Genomic DNA, 12,335 nt, shown 5'->3' on the forward strand with positions numbered 1-12,335 from the left:
CTTCCGAACACAATCTCTCGTAGAAGAACTCAATCTTTCAAGAGTGATTTCAGGATTGACGATTCGTCCCTAGAAAGAAGAGGGAGGGCGCCGTATGCCTACGCTCAACGTCCGCGGAGTCGTTATTAATCCACGCCTGAAGGTGAACTATCACTCAATTCATCCTCCGAACGATATCCAACGCCGACATCTTGCAGAAACATTAGAACTAGCCCGAATGATGGTGCTACGGACAGTGAACGAACTGCAACATGGAAATCGACCGCCCTTCGATCTGCAGCCAATTTTCCGCCGCATCCTGGAAAGCCACTTTCATTTCCCTCCAATCACTCGTGGTTCCACCGAGACTTGGAAGCATGCTTTAGACGTCATTCTTTGGAACTTTGGCCTGATATCGACGGGATTAAATGGGCCCATCACCATTTCCGATGCGTATAAGATGTTCCTCTCAGAGGAACACGAGAGCAGGCTACCGGTAGACGCCAACGGCCGGAGACTTCTACCACGCGGTTTTACGATTGCGAAGCCAGATCATATTAACAACCGGTTTGTTCCAGCCCCTCACTTATTTGACAGTATTCATGTGGACTTCGATCTTCTGAAACCTCCGAAGTTTGACAAATGGTCGATGGCTAACATCATCATTCACGAGGCTGGTCACAAGTTCTGCGGTATGGAGGATCTTGCCTACCGTAATAATCCGGCTTACCAAAATCTCACAGCAAATAACGCATTATTTAATAATGATTCTTACTCCTTCACCGCCCTGTCGGTTTATCGAAGACAGTGCATCACGATGATGGTTGGGCATGCATCTGTCTGACTTCGTGGCTTATGGTCAGAGTTTTGAGTGGAGCAACGTACTTTCGTTTTGCAGTGTCCGCTTCCTCGGCTAGTCGAGGAAGCGGCTGGTGATGCCCTGGTAGGCGTCGATGCGGCGGTCGCGCAGGAAGGGCCAGTTGCGGCGGGTGTCTTCGAGGAGCTTGAGGTCGATCTCTGCGATTAAGATCTCTTCCTTGTCGTGGCTGGCCTGAGCGATGACGCGGCCGAAGGGATCGGCGATGAAGCTGCCGCCCCAGAACTCCAGGCCTGCGCCTTCGGGGCCGGGGCTGGAGATGCCGTTGTGGACGACGTCGCCGTGCTCGAAGCCGACGCGATTGACGGCTCCCACGAAGACTCCGTTGGAGATGGCGTGGGCGCGCTGCATGGTCTGCCAGGCGGAGTACTGGGCTTCGCCGAACTCAGCCTTCTCGGAGGGGTGCCAGCCGATGGCGGTGGGGTAGAAGAGGGTGTTCGCGCCCATAAGGGAGGTGACGCGGGCGGCCTCCGGGTACCACTGGTCCCAGCAGACGAGGGTTCCGATCTTGCCGTGGGTGGTGGTCCAGGCTTTGAAGCCGAGGTCGCCGGGGGTGAAGTAGAACTTCTCGTAGTAGAGAGGGTCGTCGGGGATGTGCATCTTGCGGTAGATGCCGGCGATGTTGTCCTGTGCGGTGGCGGCGGGGTCGAGGACGGCGGCGGTGTTGTGGTAGAGGCCGGGGGCGCGGCGCTCGAAGAGGCTCGCGATGATGACGATGTTCTGCTCGCGGGCGATGGCGCTGAGGCGGGCGGTGGAGGGGCCGGGGATGGACTCGGCGGTGTCGAAGAGGGCGTGCTCTTCGCGCTGGCAGAAGTACTGGGCGCGGAAGAGCTCGGGGAGGCAGACGATGTTGGCTCCGAGGCGAGCGGCCTCGAGGACGCGGTCGGCGGCCTTGTCGAGGTTGGCGGCGGTGTCCGGAGCGCAGGACATCTGGATAAGGGCGATCTTTTTGTTGGTCTGCTTCATTGCTCGTCTGTTTCCTTTAGCTCGTTGTCAATCCAATAAACTGGGCCATTTTCGCCGTGGTATGCAATGCCTAATTCGGCGTCACACGGCTCATCCCATTCTGGGCTTATGACGTCGCCTATTATTTTGCCGGTGCCGCGCATTGAGCCGAATATCCTTGACGTTAGCCCGTTTCGACAGATCAGGTGATCGAAGCGAAATTTGCTGCGGGCTCGCATCCTTTTAGTGTAGCTTTAGCTGTTGCACGAGTGGAGTCAGAACAGAAACATACCGTTCTCCTCGCTCTTTTAACCAGCTGTGAATTTGGGGCCACTCTTCACGATTAGTAATATCTCCGACCGAGGTTTCATAGATCTTGCATCTATTCGGAGCATTTTCATCAAAGCCGACTTGGTCGCCCAATTCAGCAACTATTTTTTCTCGCGACAAGAGCAGTTCTCTGAATTCAGTCTTAGCTTGAGGTCCGGCGACCCATAGTTGGCACTCGAGCCTCTTGAATTTCTTAACTGCATTGAGGCTGACATGAAAACCAACTCTACCAATCGGAACAAATAACCACCATCTGCTTGGTGGTGAAGATGGCAGTTTGAGTGAGGTATGCTCTCGTTCGCAGAACGTAATGAATTCTTTCCAAAACTCTTGATAAAGTTGAGATGTCTCTGTAAGTACAGCAGTTTCTTGAGTGAGTTGCTTCTGCCAGTCATTTGGTCTGCTGACGATATTAAATTTCGGCGCGTAGGGAGAATCTCCTATCCGCCAGAGTTGAATTTCCACTCCAAAGAATCGAATGCCGGGTTCAGTCGATTTATTGAGCCAATCCAACGCTGCGCGGTGGGGTTCGGTAAATCGTTCGGCTATCCAAACGATTGTCCTGGCACCAGTCCCGTCGGCACCCACACCGGAGGCATAAGTTAGCAATTGTCCTAAATGGCCGTGATCAGTCGACCCGAATTGGTTTTCAATTACTACACTTTCGTCAGAATCGACCCGTCTAGCTAGTATATCGAGACGATATGAACCGACTCCCGATTCGGTTTCGACAAGTTCAAGCGGAATGCAGAGCTCATCGCCCAAGGCAGAAAGGTTTTCTTCCTCGGCAAGCCATCTGGTGAATCCAGTATCTTCACGGGGCCACCCATCGCGGATGGATACCGATTCGAGCTTGCCAAAGGTCGTCATAAAACACTCTCCTGTCCCCGATAAGCGTCAACAGCGAAACGCTATCACAGGCTCTTGAAGAGGCGTGTAATTCAGCTGGAAAGCGGGTCTTTCGGGCGGTGCGTCTTTTTTGCTGTGGATTTTTCTGTTAGTTTTGACTAGTCGGAATGCCATTCCACGTCGAATAGGCGCTCCCTGAGGCACAACTGAACCTTTATCCCGCCGGTGTGCGGCCGAAGTGTATTTCATAGCAGAAGGAGTGGTATTTTGAGCGAATTTCGTGATTTTTTGGAGCTTCCGTACGCTGAACTCGAGGATTTGAACCTCCAAGCCAAGGAGCAGCGCAAGAAGCGCGTGGCGGCCGACGTGATCCAGGAGGAACGGATCAAGTACCTGACGGACGAGCGCCGGATCAAGGCTGTGACGGTGGTTTTCAGCGACCTCGAAGGCCGGCTGCACATGCTGGACTACGACAAGAAGTTCCTGGTAAAGAGCTATGACAACCTGACGTTCGACGGCTCGTCGATTCGCGGGTTTACGGCGCAGCGGGAGAGCGATCTGCGGTTGGGGATCGACTGGAGCGCGTTCTACTGGCTGCCGGCGGATGTGTTCGGCGCGGGCAAGGTGCTGGTGTTCGGCGAGGTGATCGACAAGAACGGCGGTACGTACACGGGCGATATCCGGGGCGTGCTGAAGCAGTATTCGGACCAGCAGTTCGCGAAGAACGGCTACACGCTGAATGCGGCGAACGAGATTGAAGGCTTCCTGTTCGAGGGTATCGACGCGGAGCGGACCTTCCATGAGACGGGTTCGTTCGAGTATGTGAACAAGGGCGGCTATTACCACTCGCTGCCGGGCGACCCGCTGCGCGAGTTCATCGATACGACCGCGGAAGTGCAGCGGGCGATGGGCTTCGAGAACGAGAAGGACCATCCTGAGGTGGCGCCTTCGCAGTTCGAGATCAACTACACCTACGGCGAAGTGGTTGCCGCGGCTGACCAGATTCAGCTTTACAAGCTGATCTGCCGCCAGGTCGCGACGCAGATGGGCATGACGGCGAGCTTCCTGCCGAAGCCTGTGACGGGCGTGAACGGCAGCGGAATGCACACGAACGTGTCGATCACCAAGGGCGGCAAGAACCTGTTCTGGGATCCGAAGGGCGAGGAGAAGATCTCGCGGATGGCGTGGCAGTTTACGGATCGGATCCTGACGCATGGCAACGATCTTTGCCTGTTGCTGAATGCCAGCGTGAATGCATATCGCCGGCTGGATCCGCACTTTGAGGCTCCGAACCAGATCAAGGCTTCGGCGACGGATCGTGGCTCGATGGTTCGTATTCCCATCGGCAACGAGAAGAGCTCGCGCGTCGAGGTTCGTTCGGTTGGACCGGATGCGAACCCTTACATGGTGCTGTACTCGATCTTCAAGACGGGTCTGGACGGCAACATCTCGAAGATCAAGAACCTGCGCCAGGCGGACCGGTATCTACCGGACAACGTCTACACCGCGATCGAGGACTTCCGTGGCGCTGACTGGACGACGGAGATTCTGGGCGAGGATGTGAAGGCGCGCTACGCCGATCTGAAGCAGGCTTCGGCGGATCGTTGCGCACGGCTGCTGGGTACGATTGTGAAGCCGTCGGAGGTTCAGTTCCACCACGACGTTTACAACCAGTTGCTTTGGAATATCTTCTAAGACGACCTGTTCTAAAAGAGCGAAGGGCCAGCCTGTACAGGTTGGCCCTTTTCTTTTTGAGTTGACGTTGTCGTGGCAATGCTGCACTCTGGTCGCGTCTGAGGTGATGAATATGGATGGACGGGATGGGGATCTTCGACCTGCGGCGGTGTTGGGTGTATGTCTGATGGTGGGCTTGATTGCGGGTGGGTGGCTGCTAGGGGCTCAGGTGAAGGAGATGAAGCTGGGGGACCGCTATGTGACCGTAAAGGGGCTGGTGGAGAGGACGGTCAAGTCCGATACGGCGATCTGGCCGGTGAGCTTCAAGGAGGCTGGGAGTGACTTGCCACAAGTGTTCGCCAAGAGTGAGGCGGATAAGCAGGCGGTTCTGAAGTTCTTCAGCGACCAGGGGGTGACGCAGCAGGAGATCACGGTAGGGCAGATCCAGGTGACAGATAAGCTCGCCAACGAGTATGGCGGCAACAACAACAATGGCCCACGGTACATCGTGCAGCAGACAGTGACCGTCGCTTCGACGGATGTCGACAAGATTGCGAAGGCGGGACAGAAGACGGCGGAGCTGGTGCAGGCGGGAATCGTGGTTGGAGGCGGGTTCGGGCAGGGAATCAAATATGTGTTCAACGGGCTGAATGCTTTGAAGCCGGACATGATCACCGAGGCTACGAGGAATGCGAGGGCTTCGGCGGACCGGTTCGCAGCGGATTCAGGCAGCCAGGTGGGGTCGATTCGATCTGCGAACCAAGGCTTCTTTTCGATCTCAGCCGCAGACGGCAGCGCGGGTGCAGCGGGTGGTGAGGATGGACCGGGAGGCGGAGGCGGTGGCAACGCCGATGCAAGCATCATGAAGAAGGTACGGGTGGTGGCGACGGTCGACTACTATCTTTCGAGGTAGGTAAATTCCGCTCATGGGGCATGAGTGGTGCTTCTCGGAGATGTGCGATATTCAGTCCTGGTTGATCGATATTCGGCGTAAAACGATCAATGGCGTTGCCATGTCTCTTCCGCGGATGTTAGTTTCGGATTCTGAAATATGCCTTGGAGGCGTCATTTATGCAATCCAGCTACAACGGAATCCCTGTCCCCACTGACGGACAAGCCATCGAGTATGTCAACGGAAGCTACACGGTTCCCAACCATCCGATCATTCCTTTTATCGAAGGCGATGGCACGGGGCGGGATATCTGGCGCGCGTCGCAACGGGTGTTCGATGCGGCGGTGGAGAAGGCTTACGAGGGTAAGCGCTCGGTGAAGTGGTACGAGGTGCTGGCCGGGGAGAAGGCATATCGCCAGACGCAGAACTGGCTGCCGGACGATACGGTAAAGGCTACGGTGGACTTTCGGGTGTCGATCAAGGGGCCGCTGACGACGCCGGTGGGTGGTGGGATTCGGTCGCTGAATGTTGCGCTGCGGCAGTTGATGGATCTGTATCAGTGCGTGCGTCCGGTGAAGTACTACGCGGGTGTGCCGAGTCCGGTGAAGCATCCGGAGAAGCTGGATGTGGTGATCTTCCGGGAGAATACAGAGGATATCTATGCGGGCATCGAGTTCCGCGAAGGGACTCCAGAGGCGGCGAAGTTCATCGCATTTGTGAACGATGAGATGCTGAAGGGGACGAAGAAGAAGGTTCGTCTGGACTCTGGTGTAGGTGTGAAGCCGATCTCCATTACGGGGTCGAAGCGGTTGGTGCGGGCGGCGATTCAATATGCGCTGGATAATGGGCGCAAGACGGTGACGCTGGTGCACAAGGGCAATATTCAGAAGTTCACCGAAGGCGCTTTCCGCGAGTGGGGATATGAGGTTGCGTCGCAGGAGTTCCGCGAGCAGACGGTGACGGAGCGGGAGAGCTGGATTCTAGGGAATCTTGAGGCGAACCCGAAGCTCACGGCGGAGGAGAATGCCGCGCTGATCGAGCCGGGCATTGAGTTTGCCGCGAAGGAGTTTGGCGAGGGCGTTGTGGCGGAGGTGAAGCAGGTGATCGCTTCGATCGGCGCTTCGCATGGCGATGGGAAGTGGAAGAAGAAGATCCTGGTGAACGACCGTATCGCCGATTCGATCTTCCAGCAGATCATCTTGCGGCCAGAGGACTATAGCGTGTTGGCTACGACGAATCTGAATGGCGACTACATCTCCGACGCGGCTGCGGCGCAGGTTGGCGGGTTGGGGATCGCTCCGGGCGGAAACATTGGCGATGGCTATGCCGTCTTCGAGGCGACGCATGGCACGGCTCCGAAGTATGCGGATAAGGACGTCATCAATCCGGGTTCGGTGATTTTGTCGGGTGTGATGCTGTTCGACTTTTTAGGGTGGACGGAGGCGGCGCGGCTTATTGAGTCTTCCATGGAGAAGACGATTGGGCAGAAGTTCGTGACGTATGACTTCGAGCGCGGCATGCAGGGCGCTACCAAGGCCAAGACGAGTGAGTTTGCGACGCGGATGATTGAGAATATGGGGTAAGGGGTCGCCGCGGACTGAATAAGGCGTAACGGTGATGAGAGGGATTTTAAAGGCGATAAAAGCGGAACTGGGTGTGGGCTCGGAGTTTTGGGTCTGTGGCCATAGAATTGTGATTGGAAACTAATTGAAGTTCTTTGGGAGATAGCAGAATGCGTAAGAAGGTAACGATTGTGGGGGCGGGGAATGTGGGGGCGACGGCGGCTCATTGGATTGCAGCCAAGGAGCTCGCGGATGTCGTGCTGTTGGATGTGATGGAGGGCGTGCCGCAGGGCAAGGCGCTGGATCTGTTGCAGGCGATGCCGATCGAGAAGCGGGACGTCAGCATCATCGGGACCAATGATTATGCGGATACGGCGAACTCCGACATTGTTGTGATCACCGCCGGTATTGCTCGCAAGCCGGGGATGAGCCGCGATGACTTGTTGAATACGAACTATAAGATCATGAGCGATGTTGTGACGAAGGTAGTTGCCGCGTCGCCGAATACGATCATCATCGTGGTCTCGAATCCGCTGGATGCGATGGCGCAGACGGCGTTCAAGCAGGCAGGTCTGCCGCGCGAACGGGTGATCGGAATGGCGGGCGTGCTGGATTCGGCGCGGTTCCGGACGTTCATCGCGGAGGAGCTGAAGGTGTCGGTCGAGAATGTAACTGCTTTTGTTCTGGGCGGCCATGGAGACACGATGGTTCCGCTGTCGCGCTACTCGACGATGGCGGGAATTCCGATTACGGAGCTGATCGCTCCCGATCGTCTGAAGGAGCTGGAGACGCGTACAGCCAATGGTGGCGCGGAGATCGTGAAGCACCTGAAGACAGGTTCGGCTTACTATGCTCCGAGCGCGGCTGCCGTAGAGATGGTCGAGGCGATTCTGAAGGATAAGAAGAAGATTCTGCCTTGCGCTGCTTATCTGCAGGGAGAGTATGGAATCTCGGGGCTGTATGTCGGGGTGCCTTGCAAGCTGGGCGCGAAGGGGCTGGAGCAGATCATCGAGATCAAGCTGACGCCTGAGGAGCAGGTCGCGCTGCAGAAGAGTGCGGATTCGGTTAAGGAGCTTTGCACTGTGATTGGTGTGGCTTAAGGCAAAAACTTAACACCGATCGACACCGATAGCACCGATTTTGACGGATTAAAGGATTAAAACGGATAAGGCCCGCTCTGGTGAGCGGGCCTTATTTTTTTGCTGCGATGTGACTAGGCTACGCGTTCGATGGTTACGGACTCTAGGACTACTGGTGTCTTGGGGCGGTCCATGCCGTCGCGGGAGACCTTGCTGATCTTCTCTACGACGTCGTAGCCTTCGACGACCTCACCGAAGATGGTGTGCTTGCCGGTGAGCCAGCTTGTGTCGGCGGTGGTGATGAAGAACTGGCTGCCGTTGGTGTTGGGACCGGCGTTGGCCATGGCGAGCTTGCCGGGCTGCTGGAAGCCGTGCTTGGAGCCCTTGGTCTCGTCGGCGAACTTGTAGCCGGGACCGCCCATGCCGGTGCCTTCGGGGTCTCCGCCCTGGATCATGAAGTTGGGGATGACGCGGTGGAAGACGGAGCCGTCGTAGAGCTTGGGGCCTTTCTTGCTGCGGCTGTTCCACTCCTTGGTGCCTTCGGCGAGGCCGATGAAGTTGGCTACGGTCTCGGGGGCGTCGGTCTCGAAGAGCTCGCAGACGACGGTGCCTTCGGTGGTCTTGAATGTGGCGTAGGTGCCGGGCTTGGTTGGCATGTAGGTGTGCTCCTTGCGGTTGATGTTCGGGTTGATTGTGAGCGTGTTGCGTTGGTATCGGGCGGCTTCGAATCAGTGATGCGGTGAAGGCCGGCCCTGCTCGAATGAAGAGAGAATTTTAGTTGAAAACTATCTGGAGGCCTCGGGCTTCTCGGCTACGGGCGTCGCTGGCGTAGCGGGAAGGGGCGGCATGGGTTGTCCTTCGCGGACGATGGTGATGTGTTGGATGACAACCGGGGTGACGGGTTTATCGCTTTCGTTGCGCGCGACGCGGGCGATGGAGGCGACCAGGAGGACCGAATGAGCGTCGCATTGGCCGAAGATGGTGTGCTTGCCGTTGAGCTGGGGAACGGCGTCTTCGGTGATGAAGAACTGGCTGCCATTGGTGCTGGGGCCGGAGTTGGCCATGGCGAGGCGGCCTGGCTCGTCGAAGGTGAGGTTGGGATCGAACTCATCCTGGAAGAAGTAGCCTGGGTCTCCGGTGCCGTTGCCGGCTGGGTCTCCGCCCTGGATCATGAAGCCGGGGATGACGCGGTGGAAGGTGGTGCCGTCGTAGAGAGGCTTCGCATGCATCTTCTTGAGGCTGGTAGGGTCGGTCCAGTCTTTGGTGCCGTTCGCGAGACCGATGAAGTTTGCGACGGTGATGGGAGCCTGTGCGTCGTAGAACTTGCAGGTGAGCCGTCCCATGGTGGTGTCGATGACAGCGGTGGGGCCGGTGGGAACAACGGGTGGTTTGGCCTGGCTGGTGGTGCTGGGAGCGTCCGGCAACTGGTCTGCCGCAGCGGCGGGGGTTGCAGGAGGAATAGTTTGGGGTGTCTGCGCGATGGAGGAGGCGGTAAGCGCGAGCACAAAAGCGAGCGAACGAAGAATCATGCGGTGCGAAGCTCCAAGAGACAGGCTACCGCACCCAGGGGAGTCGCGCAAAGCGGCGTGGCCGAAGAAGACGGCTGACGAGGCTTCGGACGAGCTCGAGGGTTCCTCCGTAGACGACGTGGGCGGCCCAGTGCTGGAGGTGGTCGAAGGGAGCGGTCTCGGTAGGTGGAGGAGCGAGGCGAAGGGCGGGGACGGCGACCTCATCGGCTCCGAGGAAGAGCAGGGTGCCGAAGGCGGTGCCGCCGCCGGCGGTTGCTTCGGGAAGGATCTCGGAGGTGACGCCGTAGACGATGCCCATCAGAGTTCCGAAGGTGAAGTGTACGGCCTGGCCTGCGGCCTTCTTGTCGTGGCCGGGAAGGGGCTTGCCGACGGCCTCGGAGAGCTTGCGGGCGACGATCTCAGTGGAGTCCTCCTGCTGGGCTGCCTGGGCCTCCTGCAGGGCCTGTTCGTGGGCGATCTCCCAGGGGGATTCGCCTTCTGCGAGCTTGTGGCGCTTTTCCAGGGCCTTCTGGCTGAGGGAGGAGAGTTTGAGGAACTGATCCATCATGATGGTGGCCGCTACTCCGGCTACGACTCCGGTGGCGATGCCGCGAAGGACAGATGGTTTATGGGTTTTCATGTTCACCTCTCCGCGTTGGATGCAAGGCGGATGGGAGGAGAGGTATGAGAAGTTCGCCGCCTAGATAAGGCGCGACCGCGGATTTCATGGATTCTTAAAGGAGATTTGGGTCATTGCTTCTTCTTATGTCTTATTGGAGACGAGATTTCATAATTTTTTTGAAGGCGGCAGCGCATCTGATGAGCAAGGAGAAATTTCATGGCGAAGTTAGCGTTGTATGCGGAGTTGAAGGCGAAGCCGGGTAAAGAAGCCGAGGTTGAGGCTTTCCTCAAGAAGGGCGGCGAGATGGCGCTGGCGGAGACCGGCACGATTCGCTGGTTTGGCTTCAAAGAGGACAAGGTTGGCGTGTTTGGAGTCTTCGACACCTTTGACGACGAGGCAGGACGGGATGCTCACCTGAATGGTGAGATTGCAAAGGCTCTCATGGCGAAGGCGGATGAGTATTTTTCGGAGCCTCCGCAGATCCACAAGATCACTTTGATTGCGGAGAAATAATTTTACGACTTAGAACCGGCGGCGGCTTGCACTGCGGAGAAGACGCGGAGCAGGTTGCCGCCGAGTAGTTTGTGGAGATCTTCAGAGTTGTATCCGCGGGCATGGAGGGCTGCAGTGACCTTGGGGAGGTCCGCCGCGGAGTCGATGCCTTCAGGGGTAGAGGGGATGCCGTCGAAGTCGGTGCCGATGCCTACGTGGTCGATTCCAGCGATGCGCACCATGTGGTCGATGTGATCGATGAGCGAGACGAAGGGCGCGCGGCGCAGGCGGGCAGCGAAGGAGCGGTCGAGGCGATCTGAGGCGCTGTGGGGCATGGGTTGGTTCTTCGCGGTGTATTCAGCTTGCAGCGCCTTGTGGGCGAGCATGCGTTCGGAACGCTGGGCGTTCCAGGTGGTGCGCCAGGTCTCGTCGATGAATGCGGGGTAGAAGTTGGCCATGGCCACGCTGTTGGTTGCTGCTATGGCGCGAAGCTGATCGTCGGTTAGATTGCGGGGAGCAGCAGTGAGAGCCCGTGCGGAGGAGTGCGAGGCGAGGATGGGAGCGCGGGTTACTTCGAGGACGTCGGCGAAGGTCTTATCGGAGACGTGGGAGACGTCGATCATCATGCCGAGGCGATTCATCTCGCGCAGCACTTCGCGGCCAAAGGCGGTGAGTCCGTTGTGGTGGGGAATGGCGGGATCGTTGATGTCGCCTGAGGAGTCTGCCCACTCGTTGGAGTTGGCCCAGGTGAGGGTCATGTAACGGACGCCAAGGCGATAGAAGATGCGAAGGAGTCCGAGGTTGTTCTCGATGGCGTGGCCGCCTTCTATGCCGAGGAGGACTGCGAACTTCTTTTCGGCGCGGGCGGCCAGGATTTCGGCTGGAGTGGTGCAGAGGGCGAGAGCTTCGGGATGGCGTTCGATCTGTTCGAGGACGCCGTCGAGGAGAGCGAAGGTGCGGTGGGCGTAGCGGCCACGCCATTGGGTGGGTTCGGGCCAGAGGGCAAAGAAGGTTCCGGCGAGGTTGCCTTGGCGAGCGGTGTCGAGAGAGAGGTGACCGCCGTCGAGTGGGCCGGTGAAGTCCCAGTGATCGTCGACGAAGCGTTGCGGGGTGTCGACGTGGGTGTCGAGGACGAGCGCGGAGTTGTGGATGGCGAGAGATTCGGGGGAGACGATCATCTCTTTCATTCTACTAAGTGGAGCTGGGTGAGGCTGCGTTCTCTGTGGGCGGCGGGCAACCTTGGGTGGAGGAGATGCCATCCGTCTATGCAGAGGTGATGTATGGCACAAGGAATTAACGCAACGAAGACCGGGGCACGTCCTTCTCATGAAGCGATTGAGAACAAGCCCGGAAGCCTAACCAATGCCGGCAAAACCGAAGAGCAGAAGATGGATAAAGTTGCGATGGAGGGTGCAAAACGGGCCACCAATCGCATTCATTCGAACGAGGAGACTACTCCTGGAAATTCGATGTTTACGAAGTAAGTTTCAACAAAGTTTATTTTTGTTTCTATCAACAAGAAAGCC

At 57.5% G+C, this 12,335-nt stretch carries 13 protein-coding genes; 7 read left to right on the forward strand and 6 right to left on the reverse strand.

Annotation, left to right across the window (positions count from 1 at the left end):
- The first annotated feature begins 94 nt into the window (after window positions 1-94).
- On the forward strand, window positions 95-823 hold the full coding sequence (locus tag HB393_RS19880) for a hypothetical protein (protein ID WP_213806949.1): 729 nt from the start codon (window positions 95-97) through the stop codon (window positions 821-823).
- Between the two features lie 69 nt (window positions 824-892).
- Here HB393_RS19880 and HB393_RS19885 read toward each other — a convergent pair whose 3' ends face one another.
- Window positions 893-1,822 (reverse strand): carbon-nitrogen hydrolase, encoded by a 930-nt coding sequence (locus HB393_RS19885; protein ID WP_213806950.1) that lies wholly within the window; start codon window positions 1,820-1,822, stop codon window positions 893-895.
- A 222-nt stretch (window positions 1,823-2,044) separates the two neighbouring features.
- Window positions 2,045-3,001, reverse strand: a complete 957-nt coding sequence (locus HB393_RS19890; RefSeq protein ID WP_213806951.1) for a DUF4268 domain-containing protein — start codon at window positions 2,999-3,001, stop codon at window positions 2,045-2,047.
- A 243-nt stretch (window positions 3,002-3,244) separates the two neighbouring features.
- On the opposite strand from HB393_RS19890, the gene HB393_RS19895 reads away from it, so the two are divergent.
- The 4 genes from HB393_RS19895 (at window position 3,245) to mdh (ending at window position 8,208) form a co-directional block, all read left to right on the forward strand.
- The gene (locus HB393_RS19895) at window positions 3,245-4,675 is read left to right on the forward strand and encodes a glutamine synthetase beta-grasp domain-containing protein (RefSeq protein ID WP_213807054.1); all 1,431 of its coding nucleotides are present in this window, start codon (window positions 3,245-3,247) and stop codon (window positions 4,673-4,675) included.
- Window positions 4,676-4,787: 112 nt separating this feature from the next.
- Complete coding sequence (locus HB393_RS19900) at window positions 4,788-5,567, forward strand: SIMPL domain-containing protein (RefSeq protein WP_255551396.1); 780 nt, start codon at window positions 4,788-4,790, stop codon at window positions 5,565-5,567.
- A 158-nt stretch (window positions 5,568-5,725) separates the two neighbouring features.
- On the forward strand, window positions 5,726-7,129 hold the full coding sequence (locus HB393_RS19905; RefSeq protein ID WP_213806952.1) for an NADP-dependent isocitrate dehydrogenase: 1,404 nt from the start codon (window positions 5,726-5,728) through the stop codon (window positions 7,127-7,129).
- Between the two features lie 149 nt (window positions 7,130-7,278).
- Entirely contained in the window at window positions 7,279-8,208 is a 930-nt protein-coding gene (gene mdh / locus HB393_RS19910) for a malate dehydrogenase (RefSeq protein WP_213806953.1), read from the forward strand.
- A gap of 113 nt (window positions 8,209-8,321) precedes the next feature.
- Here the strand turns inward: mdh and HB393_RS19915 are convergent, their stop codons facing one another.
- The 3 genes from HB393_RS19915 to HB393_RS19925 form a co-directional block, all read right to left on the reverse strand.
- Window positions 8,322-8,843 carry a peptidylprolyl isomerase gene (locus HB393_RS19915; protein ID WP_213806954.1) on the reverse strand — a complete coding sequence of 174 codons (522 nt, stop codon included), beginning with the start codon at window positions 8,841-8,843 and terminating at the stop codon, window positions 8,322-8,324.
- Window positions 8,844-8,972: 129 nt separating this feature from the next.
- A complete protein-coding gene (locus HB393_RS19920; RefSeq protein WP_213806955.1) occupies window positions 8,973-9,716 on the reverse strand; it encodes a peptidylprolyl isomerase in 744 nt (247 codons plus the stop codon).
- A 25-nt stretch (window positions 9,717-9,741) separates the two neighbouring features.
- The gene (locus HB393_RS19925; protein ID WP_213806956.1) at window positions 9,742-10,335 is read right to left on the reverse strand and encodes a DUF1440 domain-containing protein; all 594 of its coding nucleotides are present in this window, start codon (window positions 10,333-10,335) and stop codon (window positions 9,742-9,744) included.
- Between the two features lie 198 nt (window positions 10,336-10,533).
- On the opposite strand from HB393_RS19925, the gene HB393_RS19930 reads away from it, so the two are divergent.
- Window positions 10,534-10,830, forward strand: coding sequence for an antibiotic biosynthesis monooxygenase (locus tag HB393_RS19930; protein ID WP_213806957.1), 297 nt, complete (start codon window positions 10,534-10,536; stop codon window positions 10,828-10,830).
- Between the two features lie 2 nt (window positions 10,831-10,832).
- Here HB393_RS19930 and HB393_RS19935 read toward each other — a convergent pair whose 3' ends face one another.
- On the reverse strand, window positions 10,833-11,996 hold the full coding sequence (locus HB393_RS19935) for a dipeptidase (protein WP_213806958.1): 1,164 nt from the start codon (window positions 11,994-11,996) through the stop codon (window positions 10,833-10,835).
- A gap of 93 nt (window positions 11,997-12,089) precedes the next feature.
- Here HB393_RS19935 and HB393_RS19940 point away from each other — a divergent pair, with 93 nt between their 5' ends.
- Window positions 12,090-12,293, forward strand: coding sequence for a hypothetical protein (locus tag HB393_RS19940; protein ID WP_213806959.1), 204 nt, complete (start codon window positions 12,090-12,092; stop codon window positions 12,291-12,293).
- Window positions 12,294-12,335 lie beyond the last annotated feature (42 nt).

The organism is Granulicella sp. dw_53, from assembly GCF_018449545.1.
Classification (GTDB): domain Bacteria; phylum Acidobacteriota; class Terriglobia; order Terriglobales; family Acidobacteriaceae; genus Edaphobacter.